The 26,463-nt window shown below is 40.7% G+C and carries 26 protein-coding genes; 9 read left to right on the top strand and 17 right to left on the bottom strand.

Going from position 1 to position 26,463, the window contains the following annotated elements; all coding sequences use genetic code 11:
• Positions 1-37: 37 nt before the first annotated feature.
• Positions 38-295: a helix-turn-helix domain-containing protein gene (locus PTI45_RS13055; RefSeq protein WP_069328029.1), complete on the top strand. Its 258-nt coding sequence runs from the start codon at positions 38-40 to the stop codon at positions 293-295.
• A gap of 67 nt (positions 296-362) precedes the next feature.
• Here PTI45_RS13055 and PTI45_RS13050 read toward each other — a convergent pair whose 3' ends face one another.
• From PTI45_RS13050 to PTI45_RS13030, 5 genes are all read right to left on the bottom strand, one after another.
• Complete coding sequence (locus PTI45_RS13050; protein WP_245703481.1) at positions 363-2,018, bottom strand: sensor domain-containing diguanylate cyclase; 1,656 nt, start codon at positions 2,016-2,018, stop codon at positions 363-365.
• 155 nt (positions 2,019-2,173) lie between these two features.
• Entirely contained in the window at positions 2,174-2,488 is a 315-nt protein-coding gene (locus PTI45_RS13045) for a hypothetical protein (RefSeq protein WP_069328027.1), read from the bottom strand.
• Positions 2,488-2,811, bottom strand: a complete 324-nt coding sequence (locus PTI45_RS13040) for a type II toxin-antitoxin system Phd/YefM family antitoxin (protein WP_069328026.1) — start codon at positions 2,809-2,811, stop codon at positions 2,488-2,490. Before PTI45_RS13040 ends, PTI45_RS13045 begins: the two co-directional genes overlap by 1 nt.
• Positions 2,812-2,960: 149 nt before the next feature.
• Positions 2,961-3,929 carry a nucleoside hydrolase gene (locus tag PTI45_RS13035; protein ID WP_069328025.1) on the bottom strand — a complete coding sequence of 323 codons (969 nt, stop codon included), beginning with the start codon at positions 3,927-3,929 and terminating at the stop codon, positions 2,961-2,963.
• A gap of 47 nt (positions 3,930-3,976) precedes the next feature.
• Positions 3,977-4,975 (bottom strand): glycosyltransferase, encoded by a 999-nt coding sequence (locus PTI45_RS13030; protein WP_069328024.1) that lies wholly within the window; start codon positions 4,973-4,975, stop codon positions 3,977-3,979.
• 159 nt (positions 4,976-5,134) lie between these two features.
• On the opposite strand from PTI45_RS13030, the gene PTI45_RS13025 reads away from it, so the two are divergent.
• Positions 5,135-5,344: a TM2 domain-containing protein gene (locus PTI45_RS13025; protein ID WP_069328023.1), complete on the top strand. Its 210-nt coding sequence runs from the start codon at positions 5,135-5,137 to the stop codon at positions 5,342-5,344.
• Positions 5,345-5,418: 74 nt separating this feature from the next.
• Here PTI45_RS13025 and PTI45_RS13020 read toward each other — a convergent pair whose 3' ends face one another.
• Entirely contained in the window at positions 5,419-6,459 is a 1,041-nt protein-coding gene (locus PTI45_RS13020) for a phosphotransferase (protein WP_069328022.1), read from the bottom strand.
• A 168-nt stretch (positions 6,460-6,627) separates the two neighbouring features.
• Between PTI45_RS13020 and PTI45_RS13015 the strand changes: the two genes are divergently transcribed.
• Positions 6,628-7,656: a substrate-binding domain-containing protein gene (locus PTI45_RS13015; RefSeq protein ID WP_069328021.1), complete on the top strand. Its 1,029-nt coding sequence runs from the start codon at positions 6,628-6,630 to the stop codon at positions 7,654-7,656.
• Between the two features lie 104 nt (positions 7,657-7,760).
• Here the strand turns inward: PTI45_RS13015 and PTI45_RS13010 are convergent, their stop codons facing one another.
• Positions 7,761-8,249 carry a phenolic acid decarboxylase gene (locus tag PTI45_RS13010; protein WP_069328020.1) on the bottom strand — a complete coding sequence of 163 codons (489 nt, stop codon included), beginning with the start codon at positions 8,247-8,249 and terminating at the stop codon, positions 7,761-7,763.
• A 157-nt stretch (positions 8,250-8,406) separates the two neighbouring features.
• Here PTI45_RS13010 and PTI45_RS13005 point away from each other — a divergent pair, with 157 nt between their 5' ends.
• Positions 8,407-8,967 (top strand): PadR family transcriptional regulator, encoded by a 561-nt coding sequence (locus PTI45_RS13005; RefSeq protein WP_069328019.1) that lies wholly within the window; start codon positions 8,407-8,409, stop codon positions 8,965-8,967.
• A gap of 120 nt (positions 8,968-9,087) precedes the next feature.
• On the opposite strand, the gene PTI45_RS13000 is transcribed toward PTI45_RS13005, so the two are convergent.
• Both PTI45_RS13000 and PTI45_RS12995 read right to left on the bottom strand, forming a co-directional pair.
• Complete coding sequence (locus PTI45_RS13000) at positions 9,088-9,936, bottom strand: aldo/keto reductase (protein ID WP_069328018.1); 849 nt, start codon at positions 9,934-9,936, stop codon at positions 9,088-9,090.
• 134 nt (positions 9,937-10,070) lie between these two features.
• A complete protein-coding gene (locus PTI45_RS12995) occupies positions 10,071-10,586 on the bottom strand; it encodes a DUF2179 domain-containing protein (RefSeq protein WP_069328071.1) in 516 nt (171 codons plus the stop codon).
• A 275-nt stretch (positions 10,587-10,861) separates the two neighbouring features.
• Here PTI45_RS12995 and PTI45_RS12990 point away from each other — a divergent pair, with 275 nt between their 5' ends.
• Both PTI45_RS12990 and PTI45_RS12985 read left to right on the top strand, forming a co-directional pair.
• Positions 10,862-11,215, top strand: coding sequence for a sigma-70 RNA polymerase sigma factor region 4 domain-containing protein (locus PTI45_RS12990; protein ID WP_245703480.1), 354 nt, complete (start codon positions 10,862-10,864; stop codon positions 11,213-11,215).
• Positions 11,216-11,226: 11 nt separating this feature from the next.
• The gene (locus tag PTI45_RS12985) at positions 11,227-11,391 is read left to right on the top strand and encodes a hypothetical protein (protein ID WP_161594258.1); all 165 of its coding nucleotides are present in this window, start codon (positions 11,227-11,229) and stop codon (positions 11,389-11,391) included.
• Between the two features lie 140 nt (positions 11,392-11,531).
• Here the strand turns inward: PTI45_RS12985 and PTI45_RS12980 are convergent, their stop codons facing one another.
• The 5 genes from PTI45_RS12980 to PTI45_RS12960 form a co-directional block, all read right to left on the bottom strand.
• Positions 11,532-13,148 (bottom strand): FAD-dependent oxidoreductase, encoded by a 1,617-nt coding sequence (locus tag PTI45_RS12980; RefSeq protein WP_069328015.1) that lies wholly within the window; start codon positions 13,146-13,148, stop codon positions 11,532-11,534.
• Positions 13,145-14,692 (bottom strand): DUF4127 family protein, encoded by a 1,548-nt coding sequence (locus tag PTI45_RS12975; RefSeq protein WP_069328014.1) that lies wholly within the window; start codon positions 14,690-14,692, stop codon positions 13,145-13,147. The genes PTI45_RS12980 and PTI45_RS12975 overlap by 4 nt, the downstream gene beginning before the upstream one ends.
• Before the next feature lie 157 nt (positions 14,693-14,849).
• The gene (locus PTI45_RS12970; RefSeq protein WP_083243520.1) at positions 14,850-15,731 is read right to left on the bottom strand and encodes a carbohydrate ABC transporter permease; all 882 of its coding nucleotides are present in this window, start codon (positions 15,729-15,731) and stop codon (positions 14,850-14,852) included.
• The gene (locus PTI45_RS12965) at positions 15,731-16,618 is read right to left on the bottom strand and encodes a carbohydrate ABC transporter permease (protein ID WP_069328013.1); all 888 of its coding nucleotides are present in this window, start codon (positions 16,616-16,618) and stop codon (positions 15,731-15,733) included. Before PTI45_RS12965 ends, PTI45_RS12970 begins: the two co-directional genes overlap by 1 nt.
• A 62-nt stretch (positions 16,619-16,680) precedes the next feature.
• The gene (locus PTI45_RS12960; protein ID WP_241669355.1) at positions 16,681-17,964 is read right to left on the bottom strand and encodes an ABC transporter substrate-binding protein; all 1,284 of its coding nucleotides are present in this window, start codon (positions 17,962-17,964) and stop codon (positions 16,681-16,683) included.
• A gap of 212 nt (positions 17,965-18,176) precedes the next feature.
• Between PTI45_RS12960 and PTI45_RS12955 the strand changes: the two genes are divergently transcribed.
• Together PTI45_RS12955 and PTI45_RS12950 are read left to right on the top strand one after the other, a co-directional pair.
• Positions 18,177-18,668: a hypothetical protein gene (locus PTI45_RS12955; protein WP_069328012.1), complete on the top strand. Its 492-nt coding sequence runs from the start codon at positions 18,177-18,179 to the stop codon at positions 18,666-18,668.
• A 139-nt stretch (positions 18,669-18,807) separates the two neighbouring features.
• Complete coding sequence (locus tag PTI45_RS12950) at positions 18,808-19,032, top strand: hypothetical protein (protein WP_069328011.1); 225 nt, start codon at positions 18,808-18,810, stop codon at positions 19,030-19,032.
• A 107-nt stretch (positions 19,033-19,139) separates the two neighbouring features.
• Here the strand turns inward: PTI45_RS12950 and PTI45_RS12945 are convergent, their stop codons facing one another.
• Both PTI45_RS12945 and PTI45_RS12940 read right to left on the bottom strand, forming a co-directional pair.
• On the bottom strand, positions 19,140-19,709 hold the full coding sequence (locus tag PTI45_RS12945; protein WP_069328010.1) for an acyl-CoA thioesterase: 570 nt from the start codon (positions 19,707-19,709) through the stop codon (positions 19,140-19,142).
• A 123-nt stretch (positions 19,710-19,832) separates the two neighbouring features.
• Complete coding sequence (locus tag PTI45_RS12940; protein WP_069328009.1) at positions 19,833-22,229, bottom strand: TPM domain-containing protein; 2,397 nt, start codon at positions 22,227-22,229, stop codon at positions 19,833-19,835.
• Between the two features lie 147 nt (positions 22,230-22,376).
• Between PTI45_RS12940 and PTI45_RS12935 the strand changes: the two genes are divergently transcribed.
• The gene (locus PTI45_RS12935) at positions 22,377-23,039 is read left to right on the top strand and encodes an MOSC domain-containing protein (RefSeq protein ID WP_083243519.1); all 663 of its coding nucleotides are present in this window, start codon (positions 22,377-22,379) and stop codon (positions 23,037-23,039) included.
• Positions 23,040-23,116: 77 nt separating this feature from the next.
• On the opposite strand, the gene lacZ is transcribed toward PTI45_RS12935, so the two are convergent.
• On the bottom strand, positions 23,117-26,440 hold the full coding sequence (gene lacZ / locus PTI45_RS12930) for a beta-galactosidase, LacZ type (RefSeq protein ID WP_069328008.1): 3,324 nt from the start codon (positions 26,438-26,440) through the stop codon (positions 23,117-23,119).
• Positions 26,441-26,463 lie beyond the last annotated feature (23 nt).

Below are 26,463 nucleotides of genomic sequence, written 5' to 3'. Positions count from 1 at the left end.
AAGTTATAAAGAAGGTAGGTTAGAAGGAGGAATAACTATGGCACATGCTCTACTATCATTAATTCAAAAAGCTAAAAACGAAGATGAAGAAGCAATTCTATTTCTAATCCAAAAGTTTTCGCCTAAGATTATGCGCTCATTACAGCAAACCACATATCAAGAACAAGAAGATCTACAACAAGAAATTCATCTCAAAATTATCGAAGCTGTTCGCAAATACGATCTTGAGCATATCCCGGATATTTGGAATTTTATTAATCCTGACGATTTCTCAGCACGTCCAATGTCTTCTTAATATGTGAATACACCAAAAAGCCAGAGTCGTATACGCTCTAGCTTTCTGTGTATGCTTATAGAATCTTTTATCCGATCGATTGCGGAGCAAGTGGTTCTTTGTAAAAGGTAAGTCGGTTTTTACCGGAACGTTTGGATTGATATAAGGCTTGATCTGCCATACGAATAATCTCGATTGGATTATCGCTGTCATGCGGATAGACGGCTCCGCCGATACTACATCCGATATTCACCTTTTCATATTCCACGATAAATGGTTTGTTCAGGCTATGAATAATCTCATTTGCATAGATTTCAGCTTCTTTTTCGATATTTAATCCAGAAGGATCGGTATGCAGAACCACTAGAAATTCATCGCCACCCAGACGAACAGTAATATCATGTTCACGTGTTAACTGGCTGAGACGTTGAGCTACTTTTTGCAGTAAAATATCGCCACTCTGGTGACCTAACGTATCGTTTACTTTTTTGAATCCATCTAAATCAATATAAAGAAAAGACAGACAAGGTTGTTGCTCAGGATCTTCAAACGCATCTTCTAAATACGTTTCTAATGCATTCCGATTCGGTAGCCCAGTTAGATGATCATAATGAGCTAGACTTTGCATATTGCCGAGCTCGACTTCTTTTTGACTTAACGAAGTGACCATCGTCTGCAAAGAAGAAGATAACATTTCAATATCGCTAAAACTTTTACGAGAAGGTATATCGACTTCTTCTCCACATGCTAGTCGATCTGCAGTATGCGTTAATTCACGAATAGGGAGCGAAATACGCTGTGCTAACCACCAACCAATTAATGCAAATACTACAGCGGCAACGACGGTAATCCAGATATTAAAATGCATTAATTCAGATACAGACGCCAAAGCTGTAGATTCAGGCTGTCTCACAATAACCGTCCAACCCAATCCAGGATAATCTAAATATCCATCTCCATAGGCATATCCTGTTAAATAGGTGTTACCATCAGGCCACTTTTCCAACTCCCAACCATCTTTTTGTAATTGGGCTTTAGCTATACTTTTTAACGGTAGTGGCTTACCTACCATCTCACGTGGACCAAGTAGAACGGTCTGATCTTTTTTACTGACAATCAGCATATCTACATTCTGGCCTGCCCATTTACTCGGTAATAATACACTTTGTTGTACTTCTTTGGCCCATGCCCAGCTCATATGTGCAGCTAGTACACCAATGGTCTGTTGTTGGCTATTTTTGATCGGTAAGCTTACATCAACAAATTGTAGCGGTTCTCCACTCGGATTAGGCAGTAATTTGGCAAGTAATACAGCATCATGCACATCACCGATAAATTTACCTTGAATACCTTCTTTAAATACAGGACGCTCTGACAGATCTTTGCCTAACAAAATCCCATCGGTCGCTGCTAATACTTTTCCTTTAGTATCGGTATATCCAATCCATGAGAATGATGGAAAGTGTGATTTCAATTGATCTAACATTTGTTGAATATTTTCGACATTTTGATTATTTTCAAAAACAGGCAAGCTCCCCAATAATTCCACTTCACCTGATCTAGACCACATAAAGTTATCTAACTTATCTGCTGTCTGATACGCTGTTCCTGCTAGAGATTCCCCAATCTCATTTTTAATACTTTGTGAAGAATAATAATTAATTGTCGTGCTAAGTGTAAAAGATAACAATAAAGACAGTGCAATAAATGTAACAATAAGTGCAGTTCTTAATTTGACAGACACCGACATTTCCCCCGAAAATTCGACTTTACTATTACTATCGGTTTCTGTTAACAGAGAGTTTAATTATTTTTATTTGTAAATAAATGTCGAATTAGTTATATATTTAAATATATATAGCAAAAGACTAACCTTTTGAGTTAGCCTTTTACATGTGCTTATTCCCGTTTTTGACGCCTAGCCTCGGCGGTTCTAAATACTTTTCCTTCATCCCTTGCTCCAATAACAATAATCTCTACAATTTCAATTTCATCATTTTGCGAAACTTTAAATATTAAACGAACTCCCAATTTATCATATTTTAGCTCTTTCATACCTGCTAGATTGGAATAACTATTATTATGTAGAGGCTTTCCAATTTCAGAGCCTCTTTCTTCTAAACGTTTTTGAGCAACATCTACCCACTGCTTTAAATTCCCATCTAAACGACGATAATCTTTGGCAGCTTCTTCCCAAAATTCAACTTTAGCCATTAATCAAATAACTCCTCATCGCTTCGATTTGCATAAGGGTTATCTGTTAGATCTGTATTCACAACTTCTTTAGCAGGTATTAATATCGAATTCCCATTTTGCACACGTTGAGAAGTATGAGCATATAATAATTCACTTTCAAGTTGCTGATTTCGTTCAATAATTTCTTTGTAACTTTGAACATCTAAGATAACTGCACTTGGTTCATTATTAGATAATATATATATAGGTTCGTGAGTTTCTCTTACTTCTTTGATCACTTTATTAAAATTAGCACGAACTTTAGTAATAGATTCTGTACGTACATTCAAAACTTTATACATAATTACAACCTCCTTTGACTACTATTATCATACGTTCAAAAAGGCTTTTATTCAAGCTTTAATAAGAGCCTTTATTTAATTAAAAAAAGACTAACCTTTTGAGTTAGCCTTTTCCTTTTACCACCAATTTATATGCTCGTGCATTTTTTTTACTTAATCGCACTTAATACATCAAGCAACATCTGCTTAAACAGCGGACGATCAATCTTTTCACAGACGCGTACATTTGGTGTCTGTCCTAGTCGTCCATTGATATCCACTACGCTGTATCCGCGTGTCCATTCGCCTTTGGTTTCTACATCAACAAAATACGTATGGCTTTCTGTCATGACTGCTTCATTAGCGGCTACAGCCATCAGTAATGTATCAGGATGAGTTGTACCATTTAGACGATGTACTTCTTTATTAAATGTCATCACGACTTGATTGACTGCTTTGAAAAAGTCCGCTCCAGCAGTACCCAACGCAGCAATCTCTGCATGATCGTCATCGTCCATCAGAGAATACCCGGTACACATTTCCCACCCAACCATAGTCGTTGGAATCCCTGAACGTAGAACAATATGAGCTGCTTCGGGATCGACATAGAAGTTATATTCAGCCGCCGGTGTAATATTGCCGAGTGCATTATTCGTTCCACCCATTACATATAAATGAGGGATTTTTGGGACAATTGTTGGATCCTTTTGAATTGCCATCGCAATATTGGTTAGTGGCGCAATCGCTAGTAAATGGATTTCACCAGGGTACTTATGTACACTTTCGATAAGAAAATCAACTGCATGTCCATCCGCTGGACGTTGGATTGCTGGAGGGAAGTTCGCTCCTCCCATGCCATCGCTACCATGTACATCTTCTACAGTCCGATGCTGTTCTTGATTCCATGTCGTCATTAGTGGACGCTCGCAACCTTTGTAGACAGGAATTTGCCCGTCTACTCCACCTTTACCTGCGACTTGAATCGTATAGAGTGCATTTTCCACTTCCTGATCAAATTGTACATTCCCACCTGTCATCATAATGCCTTGTACATCAAAATGATGAAGTGCTGTCAAAATAGCGATCGTGTCATCACCAGCAGTATCGGTATCTATAATCGCTTTGCGTAATGTTGTCATAACGGTTCCACGTCCTTATGTTTTCTTTAGATTCTAAGCTACTGTGTTTATTTCAACCATTCCGAGAAAAATTGACGATACCCTTCTTTCATAATCGAACTGGAAAACGTGTCAAACGCATAATCCCGATTATCTTGTGAAAATTGGCGTGGAGAGGCTGCTGCCATATTCACCAGTTCAAACCAATTGCGCTCATTCCCTGCAAAAGCATGGGTCGAACTAATATGGTCATAACAAGGATGTTCTGGTTTGACTACAATTTTGCCCATCGCTAATGCTTCAGTAAGCGGCATCGCAAATGTATCAAATTTAGAACAGCTCCAATACACTTTACTGGAATTCATCAATTGGAAAATCTCATCTTGCGATAAAGCAAACCGTAAGTGAATATTGGATGGAATATCATATTTCTGCATACTTTCACGATAACGTTCGCCACCAAATACCATAAATACTTCTTTGTCTGGATTCTGACGAGCATACTTGAGTACCAGATCAGGACGGCGATTTTCTTCATCTCGTCCAATCCACAAGATTCGATTTTCCACCACTTGTGAAGGATCGAAATGTTTGTTTGCCAGCGTTTCGCTAAATCCTATTGGAATCACATCGACATCATGAATATTGAATTGTGAAGCTAACTGTCGTTTGAGAAAAGGAGTCTGTACTACGGCTTTATCGACCATATTATAAAAAGGTTTCATCATCTCGTATCCTGTTAGCGCAGGATCAGGGAAACTATGTGGAAACAGTACACTTTTCGGCAAAAACATTTTTAAATACGTAAAGCCAGACACCGTATAAATAACATGCTCAATCTGTTCTTTATGGATCTGATCTAATACAATATCGTAGTTCACCAGATCACTCTTCTCGTGTTCATACCCGGGAAGCCAATCATATCCGCTCACATGACGCTCTGGTGAAATAAAGACGATCTCTACGCCTAATTCTCGTCCTAATGCTTGTAATCGTTCTGCAAACACACGTGGCCCTTGATTCTCACTAAATTGAATTTTGCGCATAAGCAGTCCAACTTTTTGCATACTATTCCTCCAAAGAAATCTCTATTATTTTTCGTTATTTGCGTCTATTGTGTTGTAGTGTGTATATTCTAAATATACCTTTAAATGATGAAAAGAGGAACCTTGACCGCTTTGAATACGTATGTAATCTCATAAGCAACACACTTTGGAGGGAACGCTATGTATAGTCGTAAAAGCAATCTAGTCAGTTTATTGTTATGTATTTTCTTCGGATATTTAGGGATACATCGTTTTTATGTAGGTAAAGTCGGAACAGGGCTTTTGATGTTATTTACAGCGGGTCTTGGCGGAGTCTGGGTCATTATTGATATCATCATTATTATTTTAGGCAAATTCCGTGATAAAGAAGGATACTCATTGAAATTCTAAAAAAAGAATGACTCCTATTTATATAAGCACCAAAAAAACCTCGTGGCTGTTAGTTAGCTATCGAGGTTTTTTGATTATTTTTCTTTTGTAGAATAATCTATAATTGTGGAGTGCCACATCTGTATACATTGTTCTAGATGATCCCATACTTCTGTCTGCTGAAGACGTAATTGTTCATGTGACCAGATCGGTTGATCTTGCTGTAAGTCTTGCTGGATTAATAACAGCATCCAACTGGAAAAGACTATAGCAAATATAACGTACTCCTGTATCATCTGTGACTTAGATATCGTAGGATTCACTTGCTGTTCCCAATAATAAGACAACAATTGTAAGCGCAAATCGATATTCATAGCACGCGGGAACAACGGATGCGACAGATCAATTAAATGATACAAATCCCACAAAGGCGTATTGCGATGACAATGTTCCCAATCCAAAATGATACATCGTCCTGCTAAGTTATATCCATAATTACCCGCATGAAGGTCACCATGACATAATACTTCTGACATCGTCCACGAATGCTGTTGTATAGTCTGCTTTAACACTGGCATCCTATGAAGCCAACGTGTTTGACTGTTATTTGGCTTGATATGCTGTTGTACGAATATTTCAAATGTACCCCATTGAGATAATAGTTGCTCTGTCATTACTAGAATAGACGGCTTTTGCCCATCCCCAGGCAATTCTGGAATCGATAATATAGGAATACGATGCCATTTTACCATTTGATCTATCATATAGAACAAAGTCTGCTCGGTATGGAAATGATTGAGCGTACCTGCATCCTCTAAGATGATCCATGCCGGTCGATCATCCTTTGAATAAAAAGATAATTTATCTGTAGCCGAATAAGCTAGTAGTTGCGGGTATAGGTCAGGCAATAAGGGCATAACATGTGTATACGTCCAAAGTTCTTGATAACATTGTTGTTGTAAAGATAGCGGCTTAAAAATATAGGTCTGATGATTCGCATTCAAGCGAAATCGCTCAATATGATGGTGATGAAGGGTCGTATAAATAATTTGACGTTCGCTGACGTATCGATCATCTAACTCAGCTTCAGCAGTAATGGCTTGCCGTAATAACTCGTTTATCGGTTGTAGTTGCATCTATATGTTCACCTGCTTATCAATAATCATGTATTTTATATTAGCCTATTCCCAATGATCGTGCATTCAAATGGTATATAGATATACGATGAAAGTTATCGATTAAGTACATACATAATAGTATTGTTGATATAATAATAGTCAAAATCAATATGAAAGGGCGTACCTATGAATCATAAAGTAACGATGAGGGATATCGCAGATCGCTTGAATATCAGTAGTGTGACCGTATCCAAAGCGCTTGGAGATAAAGACGGAGTCAGTGATAGTCTCAAAGAAAAGATTAAACAAGTAGCTGAAGAAATGGGCTACCGCTATAATACAGCTGCCAAATCAATGAAAGATGGATTATCTTACAATATCGGGGTCATGATTCCTGAGCGATTTACAGGTACCAATCATTCCTTTTATTTTCGTATCTACAAATACATTGCAAAGATCCTTGAACAAGGTGGCTATTATGGCATTATGACCACTTTAGGCGAACATGAAGAATCGATGCTTACATTGCCAAGATTGTATTATGAACAAAAGATAGATGGGTTGATTATTTTGGGGCAGATCGGCAAGCCCTATATTGAAGCTATGCAAGAAATGCAATTACCCAAAATCTTTCTCGACTTCTATGATGAGCATGTAGAAATGGATGCTGTGGTTACCGATAACTTTTACGGTGCGTATGAATTAACGAACTTGTTGATTCGAGGGGGTCATCGGGATATTGCGTATGTCGGTACTTTACACTCGACCAGTAGTATTCAAGACCGTTTTCTAGGATATTACAAATCGTTGTTGGAACATCGAATCCCTTTGCAACAACAATGGATATTGAATGACCGTGATGAAGATGGTGTTTATATTGATATTCAGTTACCTGATCCTATGCCAAGTGCGTTTGTCTGTAACTGCGATCAGGTCGCGCATAATCTAATTAACAAATTGCAGGACTTGGGTTACCATGTGCCTCAAGATTATTCTGTGACCGGCTTTGATAATGATATCTATGCCACATTAACCCGGCCGCCACTCACGACTGTTGAAGTCGATATCGAACGCATGGCAAAGTTAGCCGTACAGTCCATTTTGAAAAAAGTAAGTAATCCGTATTACACTTTCGGACGTGCACTTGTACCTGGTCGTGTAATTGAACGTGAATCAGCTATCGCTTTAACTAATGATGCAGACCACCAAGCCTAATAGAATAGTAGACAAATAAAAAAAGGAGCGTCTCAAAGACGTTCCTTTTTGGTCATTCAGATGAATGCTATATGATGTTGTTATGATGTATATGAAATCATTATTTATTTTATTTTACCTGCACGAATATCATCGGTCATACCTGGATAAGGTGCTTGTGCAACTACGTTTTGATTGTCTACGCCTGCATTTTCAATAAATGTAATATCGGCAAATTCAGGGACAACATATTTAGGATATGTTTCGTATTTTTCACGAGATTCTTCCATCAAAGCGATATGATCATTCTGGTAACATACTGTGATTTCTGGATGTTCGTGTACCCATTTAGGGAAGAAAATAATACCATGCATTCGTTTTTCAAGAGGCATAAAGTTCAGCGCTACGTCTGTACCTGTTGGTTCTGTCCAAGCTACTTTGTATACACCTTCTGTTAATTTCACCAAATCGACTTCTTGATCGCGAACCCAACGTCCAGCCACCATACCGCTATGAATACGATAATCGATAGTATGATCATTTTTGATATAAATCTCATACTCCCAGCCGTTCTCATACGTATAAATCATATGACTTCCTACAAAGTTTTCCATTATACAGCACCTGCTTTCTAGAATTTGAATTCAAATATCATTCACTCTGTCTTGCAAACTGTTTTATAAAACATGTAAATATCAACATGTTTATTTTAACATCTTGATATGCTATGGTCAAATATACACAAATCTATATTTAAAGGGGATTATGATCGTGCGAGTATTGAAATATGCGATTCTAGGTTTATTGTATCGTCAAGAATACAGTGGCTATGATATCACCAGTCAATTTAAAAAAGAAATTGGTCAATTCTGGAGTGCCAAACATAGTCAGATTTATCCAGAGCTTCGCAAGTTGGTGGACGAAGGTTTGCTTCATTTTCGTACTCAGATTCAAGGGGAAAAGTTAGAAAAAAAAATGTATACGATCACTGAAGCTGGACGAAAAGAACTGCTAGAATGGGCATTATCGCCAGAACCGTTGCCTGAAACAGAGAAAGATGCGTTTATGTTGAAAATGTATTTTATCCATACGTTATCACAAGAAGAAGCACGCATATTATTTGAAAATCAACTACAACAGCGCCAAGAGAAGCTGGTTCATTTAAAACAGGAATATGAGCAACTCATTCCTTTATTCGGCGAGGAAAATACATCTGGTGCTATGCATTTCGATCATCCTCATCTCGGACATTATCTCGTACTGACCAAAGCGATAGCACGTGAGCAAAGTTATGTAGAGTGGTTGAAACGCCATGTGCACTTGTTATTATAAGAGATACTTTAAATACTTATAGACAGCTTAAACCAAAAAAAGACATCCATTAAGGATGCCTTTTTTGTATCTTTTACGTTGGTTGTATAGTAGTGAACTGTACTTCAAGATGTGCTTTGTTTAAAATTCTTCGTACTCTGCTGGATCTTGATCCCACAGACGTTTGTTGTCTTTACTGAATGCTGAAATGGTACGCATTTGCTCTTCATTTAACTCAAAATCAAAAATGTTCAAGTTTTCCTGTTGATGCTCTAGTGAGCCAGCTTTCGGAATAGGTACAGCACCTAGCTGGGTATGCCAGCGTAGAATCACTTGAGTCGGTGTTTTGCCATAAGCGGTTGCGATTTCTTTGATACCTGCATCTTCAAGCACACTTTCTCCGCGCCCACGACCAAGCGGACTCCATGATTCAGTGATGATTTGATGTTTATCATTTGCAGCACGCTGTTCTGTCTGTTCGAAATACGGATGCAATTCTACTTGATTCAGCACGGGTGCTACACCAGTTTCAGCGATAATCCGTTCCAGATGTTCTGGCAAGAAATTACTAACGCCGATCGAACGGACATAACCGCGTTTTTGTGCTTCAATCATCGCTTGCCATGCTTCTACATATTTATCTACTTTCGGATTCGGCCAGTGAATAATATAAAGATCAAAATAATCCAGTCCGGTACGAAGTAGTGATTCTTCAATGGTGACTAATGCTTCGTCATACGCATGATGCCGTCCTGGTAATTTCGAGCAGACACGTAACTGATCACGAGGGACTGAGCTTTCACGTACCGCTTTACCCACAGCACCTTCATTTTCATAATTAAAAGCAGAATCAATCAGCCGATAACCCACTTCAATCCCCTGCTTGATCGATTCCACACCTTTGTGACCATTAAGCGAGTAAGTACCCAGCCCGATCGCTGGAATATCCAGTCCATCATTTAGCTTTTTTGTTGGAATATTCGTTTGCATATCAAAAGCCCTCCTCTTATTTGCTTCAATCATTATTTAAACCACTGAATAGGTTATAAACAATTCATCATTGAAGGGCATAGATAAAGGGCGTCTGATTGCGAAAGATTTTCTACACGATCGACAGGTTTCAATTAGCGTTTAATTGCCTTCGTCCAGAAGCCACCATGGAATTCGCGCGGCTCCACCATAATTACAAAAGCTTTGGGATCGACAGACAGGATGGTCTTATACAGACTGTCCTGATTTTTGCGTTTGGCTAGAATCTCCATCACGATTCGGTCACCATCTCGTCCTTGTCCAAGCCATGAAGTGACACCATATCCTTTGTCTCGCAACACTTCGGCTAGACGTTGATTCGGTACATCGCTGATTACTTTGACGGTGATATAACCAAGAGCAATCTTTTCCTCAATCCAAGAACCGAGCAGGATACCGAGTCCATATCCAATCGCATATACCGTTAGACTTAGCGGTTGATCGAGATATTTGAGAACCAGATTAAGCCCCATAACATAGATAACGACTTCAACAATACTGATCGCCGATGCTATATATTTTTGTCCTTTAAGTGTAAGGATCGTTCTTAACGTATATGCCGTTACATATACAATCTGAATCAGAAAAATAAACATTAGAATTTTAAGCATAACATGCAAAAACACCTTTCTTCTCCAAAATAATCGTGTATGTCACTAACGATCTATAGATATTCAACCTCTACACTATCTCTTTCTATAGATGGGATCAAGTGTCAATTAAAGGTCTTCCAAAAAGTCCATCTTTTTCCTCGCTATAAATCAGCTGATAAATCGCTATAAATTAACCGTATCTCCAACCTCATCATTTCTTTTTTATTATAAAATAAGAACATAAGTTCCCTTAAGTAACAAAATAAGGAAAACGTTATAAAGGAGAAATCATGATGCCACAGATTCTTTCATTATCCGAGCATTATCGTAAACAGCTCAAACAGATCGCCTGGCGTATCCAGTATCGGAATAAAGTACGTGCTCGTTCGGAGCAGCTGTCGATCCATACATGGTTAGAAACCAATGAGTATCACTCTTTTCCAGCAGAAGAATTTGATAGTCTGATAGCGGTTCAAGAACTGATTGATTCGTTACCTTTTGCTCAGGGAAAACAAATTATTCGAGGATTATACCTAGATCAGCAGACCGAAGCGCAATTAGCAGAGCAACTACAAATCAGTCAACAGGCGGTGAACCGATGGAAGCGCAAAAGCTTGCAGTATCTCTCTCAGAAGATCAGTTCGTAAATCTATTACACATGGTTCAACAACATGGTGATCAAGCGGCTATGTTAGAGCTACTTCACTATTACGAAGAAGACATGAAGCATCTGAGTAAATATCTACGCATGCCTTATGAAGATGCTATGCAGACATTACGAACTGAATTGTTAGAACTGGTGACAACAGGATTAGCAGAATGATCTTCAGATTCAATCATGATCATGGTGATGATCTTTCACGCTATCGTATTATATTCAGTATTCAAAAATAGCCTTCTGTCCAATGATATGGACAAAAGGCTATTTAATCTATTCATCATTTACAAAGACATAACGACGTTTTACTGGGGGTTCAATACTTCTTGTTCTACATCCTCAGGCCAGTGCAGAACAACACCTGCGTCTATCAACATCTCTTGATAACGACTGACATGTTCTGTTGATTCGTAGACTTCACGTGGTGTAATGCCCTGTTGGATCGCGTATGCAGCTAAATAACCTGCGGATTCTCCAATATTCCATTCGACAGGATGCAGACGATAGCAACCGCCAGCAATCTGAGTCATGCCAATATTTTTGCAAGCAGGTAAAAGATTAGTCATACGCACAGGAATTAATGATCCCAACGGAATCTCAAAAGGATAGTTAGGAATATAAAATGTACGATGTGTTTTGACTGTTGGATGTAGATCAAGTGAATAACTTCCTACACCCACACTATCTTCATATCGCTTGATTCCTTCAGCCCCGCGTAACTCTTTACTCACATCATGTTCGGTAATCGTGTATAGCGCTTTGATACGGCGAGACTCGCGAATGTATGGCGCTTTGGCAAGCCCATCTGCTGTCCCTAGAATATCTCCACGCAAACGAATACCCGGGAAGCCTTTACCACCATCTAGACGTGGCGCTTCTGTCTGCAACCAGTATACTAATGAAAAAGTAAGCTGGCGGGCACTTTCTAGATTTTGCGTACGTTCATAGATCGGTACACCTGTCACTGCTCCTGCATAATAATCATTTTGCGCCCAATTGAGTAGACTGACTTCTTGAATCTGTGAACGAAGGGGTTCTTCCCAAATAGCTGGATCGATAATACGGCGATAATCCCATAATGAAGTCACACCTTGATCGTTAGGGAACAACGTGAACTCTTTTAACTTGGTTGTATCGTTTGCATCAGAAGCATACCAGCTTAAGATAGGGAAACGGGAAAAAGAAGGCATATATTCACGCCAGTACTCATATTCTGCTGGCTTTTCAATCGTGAAATCTGCTCCTTCCACATAATCCACAGCGGCTACATGAGTGATCGACTGCATATCTAGCGGATCAGCGTGTTCTAGCGCATGCGGTTCATCGGTATCTGACTTCGCTTCTGCTCCGCTGACATACTCTGTTCCAGACTGCTCTAGAAGATCTCCTTCTTCTGTAGCATCCAGATAATATTGACCGATTAACTGTGTATATTGACCGACTGATCCGGTTACTTGGGTATGACTAACCGTAACCGATACAATACGATCATACTCTGTTGCTACTTCAACAGGCACCGTATGATATAGCACTTGGATACGCTGAGTATGGATATACGGCGACATCATTTCTTGTAATACATCTAGTGCAATCTTAGGTTCATGCGCTAATCGACTCACCCATCCATTGCCCGGATTCAAAATTGGGTTATTACGTGCTTCCTCTGTTAACGGATAATTCCGACGATAATAGTCGCGTACCCGTTCACGAAATTCACGAAATGTAGCGGTTGCTCCTGTACGTTCTATCCAGCGATGTTCATCGGGCGGAACAGCTTGTGATGTAAGCTGTCCACCTAACCAGTCTGTCGGTTCTGTTAAGGTTACAGTCAATCCTTGCTTCGCAGCGGCAAGAGCTGCCATACAGCCTCCTAGACCGCCACCGATTACTACCACATCTGTTTGTTTTATTTGTTCTGTCATTGTTGTTCTCCTTTGTGATCTTTTAACGATAGATGGGCTCGAATCGATAACCCCACTTCAAACATCCGATTCCACGGCATATAGCAATCTTGAATATCGATCTGCACACCATTTTCTTGTAAATGTTGCTCTATAAATTGCTCCAAATGACTACGTACCATCTCAGCCACATATCCACGTTCTCCATCTAACTGAAATTTATCCAGACCCAATTCTTGAATCGGCCCATTGCTTAAATATTTACGTACAACAGAATCATAGCCTAGGTCTTCCACATAACGTAGCGCTAGAAAATTCATATGCTCTGGAGTGGCTCCATATTGTTGATAGATCATCGATTGTGCAATAACCGTTCCTAATGTATTCGAACTGGTATTCCAGCCTGCATAGCCTGCCAGTTGATACAAAATGCCTCGCTGACGAAGTAAATCCAGCAATTCAAGATCACCACCGTTAGCATAGGCAATATCTCCAATAGCCACTACCGCATCCGGCTGACGATCCAATATGTAGCCTGCATACTCTACTAACTCTACGGTTGTCCGTTCAGTATCATAATTAGCAGACGGTGATCCTTGATAGACGGCTTCACCCATTTTTTCACCTGCGGTATTGAGCAGTAATAAGATATCCGCACTTTGTTCATCAGAAGCAACCATACCGCCTGCCGCAATAATCTGATATTTTAACGTTTCATACAGTCGCCGATCTTCATACGCAGGAATAATCAAAGCTCCATTTACCGAGCTAAAACGCACATAGACCCGAGGAATAGTATGATTCAACTGATTGATCATGCGAGCCACCAATGTACAACTAACTTCATCTGCACCCGGATACATATAGACACGCAAGCCTAGACGCAATGCTCGAATACGTGCCCTTACCTCCTGCTGATCTCTAGCAGTATATCCATAAGGAGCCGAATCATCTTGCGGGAAAATCAGAAAGTCGATCACACCTTGTTCTACATAATCGAGTGCTAATTGATTGATCTCCCGATTTACCGCACGACGACCTAGATAATCATCCAGCACTTCTTGAGGTAAGCGACTGTTGATATCGTCCAGTTCTTGTTGTTCTTCGGTCGTTAATGGATGTTCTTCTGCATAATGTTCTAGATACCCTTTGCGAAAAATCTCTCGTCCCCAATCAGCATAATAATCCGGTTCTTCGTCTGAGGAAGAGTACTGTGGGCAACGCATAATCAGTTGAAAAGCGAACAATTTAAGTGCAGGATTCTGCTCTTTGAGTATCCGTAATCGATCCAAACGACAAGTCAGTTCGGTCACATCCAGTTCATGTAGACGGGAAGGCACAATCCCGCCGTACAATAGTGTATCTAGGGATATCACTGCTCCGTCAGCCGATTGACATTCCAATTGTGTCCATGTCCATAGCCGTTCGGTATCTGCGGCTATTTTCTTGCGTCCCATCCATTCTTGCGGAGGACGCACAGCTTGATATGATGTTCCTCGTGTCAGTTCATAAGGGAAATTATAATTACAAGGTCTTTCGTCTAAAGGTACAATCACCAATGTCATTTGGAATAGACTCCTTTGAAGTTACACCGCTTTGGGAAGGATATCTTGCTTGTCGTCGCTGGTAAAGATATCGTTCCCTTCGCTCAGAGTAAACTCGCATTTTTCTATTTGGTGGGGCAGTAAAATATAAAACGATTTATAATGCGTATTACTTTTGTTATCCTTTGACGGCTCCTGCCAAGCCTTCCATGTAGTAGCGTTGGGTGAACAGGAAGACGACGATAATAGGGATTACGGAAATGATGGTTCCGGCGGCGATCCAGCCGAAGTTGTAGGAAAATTGTCCGTTGAGATATGTTAGTGCTGATGCTAATGGATATTTTTCGGGATCATCTAGCACAACGATTGGCCACAGGAAATTGTTCCAGAATGCCATTACTTCAAGTAGCATAATGACTGCAATACCGGGCTTTACGAGTGGGAGTACTAATTGCCACCAGATACGTAATTCGGATGCGCCGTCCATTTTACCGGAATCTCGAATTTCAGTAGGAATCGTCAAGAAGGTCTGACGCATCAGGAAAATATTAAATACCGATACAGCAGCAGGTAGCACTACACCCAGATACGTATTGCCTAAATTTAGCCATTGAATCGTTAAATAATGCACGATCATCGCTGTTGATGAAGGAATAATCATCGTTGCGATCAGCAAAGTAAAGACCATATCTCTACCTTTAAACCGGAATACAGCTAATGGATAAGCCGTCATACAGGACAAAATAATATTAAATACAACTCCCATCACCGTAATGATGACCGTATTCATAATGTATTTGGGAAAGTTCATAAAGTTCCACACTTGCGCATAATTGCCGAAATTAATAAATGTCGGAAAAACGGCAGGTGGATTAGAAAACACATTGCGTCCGGGCATAAGCGATACACTGAGTAACCAGAGAAAAGGCCCTGTCATAAATAAAGCTAAGGCAATCAACAACACGTAAGTAATCGTATACCGAATCCCTTTTTTCCATTTACGTGCTTGCGGACTGGGTGTTTTGTAATCGGTTTTGGTTGTTATCGTTGGATTATTCATCAGTACGTTTGCACACCGCCTTTCTTGTTCAGACGGAACACCAGTATACTCAAAATGCCTACGATCACACTAACGATTAGACCTAGTGCTGAGGCATAACCAAAGTTAAATTGCACCAACCCTTTTTGATAAATGTAGAGACTGGATGTAAGTGTCGCTGTACCCGGTCCACCTTTACCATTGGTTAGAACAAACACTTCATCAAACACACGAATCGCGCCCATTAATGAGATCAACGTACAGAATAAGATATGAGGGCGCAGTAAAGGAATCGTGATCCGGTAAATGGTCTGCCAGCGACTTGCTCCATCAATCATGGATGCTTCGTAGAGATCAGTTGGAATCGATTGAAGCCCGGCTAGATACAACATCATATAATAGCCAAGCCCTTTCCACATCGTAATAAACATAATTACATACAATGCGGTGCTACTGCTGGACAACCAGCCGACTTGTTCTTGAATAATACCTAGCTGGATTAACGCATAATTGATCACACCGTTACTACTGAACAACCAGCTCCACATCAACGCTACCGCCACCATAGAGGTGACGACAGGGATATAATAAGCGGCACGAAATGCTTTGATCAATGGAATACGGCTATTGACCAGAATCGCCATTAAGATCGAAATAATCTGAATAATCGGTACAATCAACACATAGACCATCGAGTTCCATAGGGAAGCCAAGAAACTTTTATCTTGAAAAGCTGTTACATAATTGTCTACACCTACATAGTGCGTTTCTCCAATGACCGAATAATCGGTCAAGGACAACGGAAGTCCGTACACAATTGGCCATAACACGAATACAGCCACAATCAGCAGTCCGGGCGCCATAAATGCCCATGCAGCAAATGTTTCTGTTCTCATCCATTTCTTCATGTTCGTCCACCGCCTTCAAAGGGTCGTCTTGGGTTCGATTGTTGATCTGCTTGGAGTGCCCCTTAGTTTTGCGACAGAATTTGGTTCACTTCTTGTTCGGCTTCTGTCAATCCTTGTTGAGGGTCTTTGCCATTCATAAAGATTTCTTGCAATTGACGTGCAATCGCCGAGTTCACATCACCTGCATTTGGTACACCTACCATATAATCTACTGCTTTATCTAAGCTTTCTGCGGATACTACTTTGGCTTCGGATTCCAATGTGCCATCATTTTCAGTGAAAAAGGAATCTTTGATCGATTCTTTAGTACTTGGCAATGTATTAGCTGCTTTGGCAAATGCTGTCTGGTTCGTCGCATTGGTCAAAAATTTCGCAAATTCAGCCGCTTGTTCAGCATTAGCCGATTTGAGTGGTACCACGACATTCATCGTGTTCGACAAACGCACATCGGCTTTACCTGTAGGCAGTGGAACCGCAATTGTATTTTTATATACATCTGGTGCAGATGTTTTGATAAAATTAATAAAAGTAGGTCCTGCAATTTCAAAAGCAGTCTGTTCGCTAGAATAATATTGAATCTGTTTATCAAAGTTAGCGTCTTCTTTCACCAGTACGCCTTCTTGAATCAATCCCTGCATTTTCTGGATTAATGCAATCGTAGCTGGTGTATTAAAAGCTGCTGCTGTCTTGTCGTCATTCAAAATAGAGATTCCTTCAACCGGGAACATTCTAGCTGCAAATGTAGTTGCATACCCTGTTGCTCCTGTTTTGGCTTTGATCTCACGAGACCATTCATTCAGCTCATCACGCGTTTTCGGTGGATTGGTAGGATCAAGCCCTGCTTGCTTCACCAGACGAGTGTTCATAAATAACACTTCTGTTCCTGTATACCATGGCAAAGCATATGCTTTGTTATCAAATACAGTGGAATTGAAAATGCCATCAAAATAAGATTTTTTCTCATCATCGCTCATCCATTGACCCAGATCAGCAAGTGCACCTTTAGAAGCCATTTGATTCGCAAATTCAGTATTCAAATTGACCACATCCGGTACGTTACCACTCGCAATTCCGGTTAATAACTTATTAGAGATGGCATCATATGGATAATCGCTCCATTCTACAGTTACGCCAGGATGACTTTTTTGGTATTCTGATATTAGTCCATTAAAATAATCATTGAACGTGGGTTGAAGAGCAATCGTCCAGAATTTCAAAGTGACTTTCCCATCTTTCGCCTCATTATCCTTGGCATCTGAACCACATGCACTCAGTAACGATACACATAATGTAGCTAGTAGACATAATGACATCCAACTTCTAAATTTCTTTTTCACAATCTTCATCCCTCTCGTGTGGCAGTTATACTTTCTACGACCATCATGTAATATGTAAGATATCACGGTGGAGATGCCAGAATCTGGAACCGTTCTACCTATGAGACGAATTATAGCAAAACTAAATGTAACAAAAAAGGGATAGACAGGAATTAAAAGGTAATCCTTGTGCAAATTGTTGTTTTTTATTACCAAATATGTGTAAAAGAAGGTGAATTCCTATGCAACCAGAATGGATGATATTAGCCGGCATTATTGTTGTTGCCGTGGTTGCTATTGCTGTTGTGCTCTGGATTGTTTTTCCTTTAAAAAAGGTCACTATACATCAGGCAGATCCTATACTACCGCCCGAGCCAACAACACAGCCTGAACCCACTGAACAAGATCCATCGCATCCTAATATTGTAGATTTATCTGCTTTTCGTGAACGCAAGCATCTGAACCAGGAAGAGCAACGTACCTCTGCTTCTGCTGATATCCAAGCTAAAGATACCTCTTCATCTGTATCTACTCCTCCCAAATTAGCAACTGTACGAAACTTACATCAACCCAAACAAGTACAATCCTTTTCTAACACTCGACTTCAGAAATGCTCTTATTGCAAAAAAGATGTCAAACATCTGACTTTTTATGCGAATGATAACGGAGGTCTTGTAGGTGTATGCAAAGATTGTGAACATATCGCCAAAAGACAAGACTTGTTACCTTTGTAAAACTAAAATGAAATTCGCAAGAAATAGTCTTGCGACTCTTTTATGAATACGCTATTATTTAGAAATAGTTGTCATGTTCGGATAGATATGGGTATGATCATACGTTGATTCTAATACCGTTACTAATGTGGAGGTCATGATGAGCAAGTATCAATTTATATGGAGCGAAGGTGTATTAGGCTACGGTGGGACAACATCTCTCGGCATGATCGCCATGCATTATATAGATCATCGTTTTGTACTGACTTTTCACAGTATTCTTGAAGAAATTACAGATACGGTTCCTTTATTTCTGCTATGTGGATATGTATTTGGAGAAATGATGTGGCGTTGGAAAGCTCGTAAAACGGAGCAAAAAGAGTAGTATTCTAGCAAGCCTTAAGCAGAATTTAGAAGTATTATTATTGTTATCAATAATCATAAAGAAAAAGCGAGCATCCTCTATTTGATCTAGAGTGTACTCGCTTTTTGTTATTCCCACGGATATTCAGTGGTGAGGTAATCAGCAAATTCTTTACTTTCTTCTCTCCGTTGACGGCGCATGGCTGCTCGTGAAGGAGCGGTTTCGTGCAATTTCTTCTCTTCTTCCGTCTCAGGAATGACTGTCGGCACTTGCACTTTATGATTATCTTCCCCGATCGCTACAAAGGTAAGAAAGGCAGTCGCTGCAATTCGTTTCTCACCTGTTTTGAGGTCTTCGCGTATCACTTTCACAAAAATCTCCATCGAACTACGTCCTGTCCATGTCACAAACGATTCTAATGTCACTGAATCGGTTGGGTTGATCGGATACAGAAAATCGACCGAATCGGTAGAAGCGGTAACAGTATCGACACGACATAATTTGGAAGCGGTAATTGAAGCAATATCATCTATATACGACATCAATTTTCCACCGAATAATGTATTGTGATTGTTGACATCAGTTGGAAATACACGGGATGTTTTGAAGCAACGTGTTTCTCTAACATATTTACTTTCGACTTGTAGCGGTTTGGATGATGCTGATTGTCCCGCTTGATCTGAAGACTGCTGATCCATTGTTCTACCTCCTTATATTTATACGTTTGCCTACATGTTCAATATCTACATGTATCATAGTCTTCCTTATGACATGTTTGCAAATATAGCTTTCAGAAAATATACAATGAATGAACAGAATTTTCACCATTTGGAAGAACCGGATGAACGGCTACTCCCTCCACTCCAACTGGAACTACTCGAAGAGCGACTGCCTCCACCTGATGATGAACCTCCTGAACCGCCACCCGATGAACGCTGACGACGCTTGCGTTCTTGTTCCTGATCATAGAGCGCTTTATATTCCAGTGCTATAAATTGCAGTATTCCTGCACCTTCTTGCGCTTTTTGCTGTGCTTGTACAAAGTATCCCTGATTCACCAATTGTTGCAATTCTTCGACCAGTCGATGCAAAACAGGCACATGAGTTGTGATCGCTGTTGTAAAATAACGAGCAGACAAATTGCGATGTTCTTGCAGTAATCCTTCGATCGCTTCGATCGCTTCTTGACGTTGTTGGGTCAACTCTTCTACACGCTGAACAAAAGCAACTGTCTCTCTTTCCGCTGTATCCATAACTTCTTTGACGTTAACCATATTGAGTAGTGTACCGCTTAGAATCTGCTCTGCTTGTTCAAGTGCTTGATAGCTATGTGCTTGCACTTGCTGTGTATCGTCAGGATTAACGCTAATCGCTGCCTGCTGTTCATTGGCACGACGATAATCTTCGCGTAGCTTGTCTAAGCGTTGATTTTCGCTTTGCTTCTGATTATCTAGTTGATCTTTGTAACTCATAATCTCAGTTCGCAATTGTTGCATCCGAGACAATGCATTTCTGACTTGCTCACTCCATGTATATGCTTGACGATACTGTTGTACTTCATCATGCAGAGCATCTACGATTTGTGGAGTAAATAGATTAACCTCACCTTGCATCTTCTGAATTTCCTGATAACGTGCGCCTTGTTCTCTGAGATGTACTCCTGCATATTCTGCTTGTAGACGGCTCACTTCTTGATTATACATTTCAGGCATATTGCGGAAATCAGCCATTTGTTGTTGCGCCATCGTTAATGTTTTCTTCGATTCATCCCGGAAGTTAATGAGATCACTGACAACCTGACGAGCCGCCGCAATATCTTGTTCGATCATTTCCATACTTTGACGAATCAAGTCTACATTCCCACCTGCCAACAATTGAACTAATCGAATCTCTTCTGTGCGTGCATGTTCTAATATACGGAAAGGATCGTCTATTGTTAACTTGAGATGTTCTCGCTCAACGACTGGACGCAACTCCTGTTCTGTATTATTGATCTCTGCTGTATACCGTTGACTGCGTTGTACCCATTCCCCATACAGACGGATATCTTCTACAAGCACATCAAGCAATTGATTGGCACGTTCGGCTGGTTCTTTGGCTTTCATAAAATCAAATTCATCCAATTGATCGGCTTCTTGCAAAATATGCTCAATCGTAGTGATTCGATCTTTCATCGCTGTCAGTGGATAGTTGTATTGCTTTTCAAGCGTAGCCACTGTATTTTTCACTTGCTCCAGATTAGCTTTGGACGCTTCCACCATCCCACGTACCGTGCGTGATAACTCATCCATTTCTTGATGATGTTTTTGCACATTTGCCATATCGGTTGCCCACTGCGTCTGTTCTTGTTCAATGATGGTCAGATCGCTAGCAGATTTTTTGACAGCACCGATCGACAGGCGAATAGCATCTATTTTTTGCTGAGAATCGGCAATACGAGCATGTTCTTTCATTAATTGAGACTGTAACTGTTCAATCATTTCTTTGGTCTGTCCAGTCACAAAGCCCATTTCTAATTCTTTAAATAAATCAGATACAATCAAGCTGTTAAGTGATGTAGCGATCTGATCATGATGCACTTGTACTTGTTGACGGCGAACTTTGAGCTTGCTGACTTTGTTCAATCGAATCATCAACCAGATCACAAACCAGATGAGCGCAATCCCACCGATCAATAAGGCAATCGCCGAACCCCAGTTCAGACCAACTTGTGCTAACTTTTGCGAAATGACGGTCGTTAACGGCACATGATTGATATATCGATTAACAGCTAGTACACCGCCTACAATATCGCCATCTTGTGCAGATGGAACAAATTTGTTATCGGTTACTCCTTGTACCGTGCGCTCGTTGCTATTTGCGATTTTGTTAGCCAGTACTGCATTTTGAAAGACCAGATGGACATAATTCGGATTGGTTGTAATCACAAGCACGATATCATTTTTGCCCAAATTCGATCCATCATAAATCTGGTTCGCATACGCGAGTCCCTGCGCTTCATCCATCCCTGTTGCTGTATTCACATACATCTGGTATTCCTGTCCGGTCAGTTCAGTGTTGAGCTTGTCGATCTCACTACTGCTGAACAGACCTGCATCGTCCAGTACAAATCCTTTTTGCTGTGAACCATAAGCAATACCTGTCATACTCTGAGTGATCAGCCAGCAGATGAGCAACAGAGGGAGCCATTTTTGAAATGTTTTTGGATTGATTTTCATCTGCGATTTCCTTTCTTCCCTATACGGAGGGATACCTTAACGAAAAGGATGTTTTGTTGAAAGAGATGTTTTAATTGATTCGCTTATATTATGATAGAACCCATAACATGATCTGTAATCAAACCCATATCTGGAGGAACTCATCTTATGGTAAATTCTACTACGTCTATGTTACCAAAATTATGTTCGTTAAACACAGCATTACCTGTAAATGTGGAATGGAATAACAAATCGGTCTATACCGGATTTATCAAACGCCCTTCTACCGAATCATTACCCATTAGTTCGCAAGGCATCGAGGGAGATGGTCAAGGCGATCTCAAAAATCATGGTGGACCAGACAAAGCCGCTTGTGTCTACTCACAAGATCATTATAATTGGTGGACAGACGAAATGAAGCGCCCTTTCGAAGCAGGTGCTTTTGGCGAAAACTTTACCGTCACTGGATTGACTGAAGATATCGTATGTATCGGAGATGTGTACCGGATCGGAACTGCTATCGTACAGGTTAGTCAGCCCCGTCAGCCTTGCTTCAAATTAGCGGCTCATCTGGAACGTAAAGAAATGGTTATGCGTGTGCGTGAGACTGGATATTCTGGATTTTATTTTCGCGTATTGGAAAATGGAGTCGTTCAAGCAGGCGATACATTTGAAATGCTTCGCCGTGAAGGAAATGGAAGTACGATCGCAGAATGTAATCGGATTCTGTATGATGAACGTGGTGATACCCCGGCTCTGCGCCAATTATTAGCAGAACCTGCGATTGCCGAATCACTTCGCAAGCATTTGAACAAGCGGTTAGTGGACTAACTCCCTTTTCACTTGATGATCCAAAAGATAAAGAACCGCAAACGAGTCATCACTCGCTTACGGTTCTTCGCTTTGTTTTATTTCACAATTCCTTGCATTACATAACTATACGTATACGAACGATTCGCATAGAGACGATACTGTTCATGCGGTTCAGAACCCCAGCTATCATCGCCGCCAACACCTGTTTGCTTATCATTGATACGCACAACTGTATGTCCGCTAACAGGTAACTGGTAATGATGTGGTGCAGCTTCCAGTTCTGCCGGTGTGTATGGAAGAACATTCAATTCGATCAAAGGTAGACCTGTAATCTGTAAGCCCACTCCATCGCTATTGGTAATCGTAGCTGAGCGTACATCTACTTTATTTCCACATTCCTGTGGTTTGAGGTACGGAGCCATTTGCTCGGCTACTGTTCCTGTATAGATGCCGACTTTACCACTAGACTTTCGATCCCAATACGTCTCATGCGGACCTAACCCGTACCAAGACAATTGGTCAAAGGAAGCATCCATCATCAGCAACATACCGATCTCTGGAATCTCAGGTAAATCTTTGCCCGGATTCAATCGTTGTGTCACTTCGACCCGTCCATCTGCAAAAATATGATACTCGACAAAACATTGCGAATACCCTGCTGTCGGTAGTAGATACTCCACTTTGATAATAATGATATCTTGTGCTCGTGCAAGATCGACTTCAAAATGAACCAATTCTCGCTCATCTGAAGCACTACGCCATACTTCACTACGCTGATCCAGATGATTCCCGCGATCATTATCTGTTACAGCACGCCAGAAATGAGGAGCAGGTGCTTGAGCTAACAATTGTACTTTGTTGATCTGATAAGACAACATTTCGCCATTGGTCGAATCAAAAATAATCGAGAACCCCTCACCATTGATCATAATCATACCTGCATGTTGTACAGCGACAAGGCTCGATTCGCTAATCGGCTCAGGTTCATGCAATTCGGCATCATGATGAGAACCGAACGACAATACGACAGGCAATGTAAATTGAGAAAAGGCAACTTCATGACCGGCTTGCGCCCACAATTGATCTGTGCGAAGCACGATAGAAAGTGTCAAAATATACTCGACTCCAGGCGCACGTGGAATCTGCTTCAACTCTGGTAATGTGACTGTAACGGTCTGCCCCGGGGCACAGATCACATTGCTCAGTACACCATGATCAACAGGTTGACCGTTTGCTGTTAATATCCATTTAAAATCAAACTCTTCTAATGAAGTAAACAAATACTGATTCGTTAGCTCGACTTCAATCACCGATTCACCCGCAGATAAATGCTTGGTCGTAATCACTGCATTCGATTCAAGCCCTTCATCGACAGGATGATCACTACCTAATCGCCAGTTGAATTTCACCTGTTCATAACATTTCTTCACTTCATCCAGCTTCGCAGATACGGTACGATCAGCAAAGATCAGACCATCACCACAGAAGTTGCCATCATGCGGACTTTCACCAAAGTCACCACCGTACGCCAAATACGTGTTTCCATCTTCAGTCTGCGTCTGAATCGCTTGATCGATCCAATCCCAGATAAATCCACCTTGCAACACTTCATAGCGGTCGAACAATTGCCAGTATTCGGCTAAACCACCACAAGAGTTCCCCATCGCATGACTGTATTCACACAGGATAAATGGCTTGGTTGGATGATTTTGAGCATATTTCTCGATCTCGCGAATATGGGTATACATCTGACTTTCGATATCAGATGCCGCTTCAGACGGGCGATAATGGAATACCCCTTCATAATGCACGACCCGTGATGGATCCGCTTTACGTAGAAAATCCGCCATATGCAAGAAATTATCGCCACCGAACGATTCATTACCCAGCGACCAGATCACAATCGAAGGATGGTTTTTGTCCCGTTGGAACATCGAATTGGTACGGTCTAGCACATTATATGTCCAATCTGGATTGCTGCCCGGAACGGTATTAAGCAATTCTTTTTGACCATAAGTCCATGCACCATGACTTTCCAGATTCACTTCATCAATCACATACAATCCATACTGATTACATAGTTCGTACCAGAGTGGATGATTAGGATAATGAGACGTTCGTACTGCATTGATATTGTAAGATTTCATCAGTTGAATATCTGCGATCATATCTTTGCGTGTAATTGCGCGTCCAGTCACTGCATTGAATTCATGACGATTGACCCCTTTGAATACCACTGTTTTCCCATTGATCTTCATCAGATTGCCTTCAATCGCAAAGGTACGGAAGCCCACCTGACAGCCGGTATGCTGAATAATATGACCTTGTGCATCTTTCAGCGTAAGTACCAGATGATACAGATGAGGTGCTTCTGCACTCCATTTCAAAGGATTGATCACCTCGGTAGACAACTGAATCTGTGTCCGATGAATATCCCCACCTTCTAATCCTTCAGTTGCATTAAAAGGAAATGAAACCGGGCTACTTAAAGGAAGATCCCAAAGAGGATTGCGGTCTGCATCGTATAATTGGGCATGTACGCTATAGGATTCTTTGGCTACATCGGTAAATCGTAGACTGTCTGTCGGATCAGGACGAGCTAGTGCCGAGCCGGAATGATGTAATGTAAGATCGACCGTTAATTGTGCGTCCTGAATCTGTGCATCCAGATCAGTATGTACAAAAAAGTCTTGAATATGGGTATCCGGTAATGCGTACAGATAGACATCTCTAAAAATACCGCTCAAGCGCCAGAAATCTTGATCTTCTAACCAGCTCGCATCACTCCAGCGATAGACTTCGACAGCTAATTTATTTTCGCCGGCTTGCAAATAAGGAGTTAGATCGAATTCTGCGGGTGTAAACGAATCTTCGCTATAACCAACTAAATCGCCATTCACCCAGATATAAAAAGCAGATTCTACACCTGCAAAATGAATATAGACTGAACCTTTATCCTGCCACTCTTGAGGCACAGAAAACGTGCGTACATACGAGCCTACAGGGTTGAATTTGGTTGGTGCTTCTGGTGGTTGGATATCTTCATGTCCATCCCATGGATAGCGCACATTGGTATAGTGAGGAGCATCATAACCATGCATTTGCCAGTGCGCAGGTACAGGGATCGTTTTCCATGTACTGGTGTCATACTCTTTTGTATAAAAATCAACAATACGCTGATCTGGATTTTCAGCCCATGCGAATTGCCATGTTCCATTTAAGGATTGGTAATATGGTGAATCTGCGATCTCTCCATTTAATGTCTGCTCTACCGAATCATACGGAATCACAGAAGCATGAGCATCTAGACGGTTCAGACGGAAAATGCCAGGATTGCGGTTCCATTCAGGAAACCCATTCGGTGGAGCGGTATACGTATACTTTTGATTACGCAAATCAATCACCTCTTTATTCGACATAGTTGTAGATGCAGATCGCTAAA

The organism is Paenibacillus nuruki, from assembly GCF_001721045.1.
GTDB classification, from domain to species: Bacteria; Bacillota; Bacilli; order Paenibacillales; family Paenibacillaceae; genus Saccharibacillus; species Saccharibacillus nuruki.
This window is presented reverse-complemented; position numbering and strand designations above follow the sequence as displayed.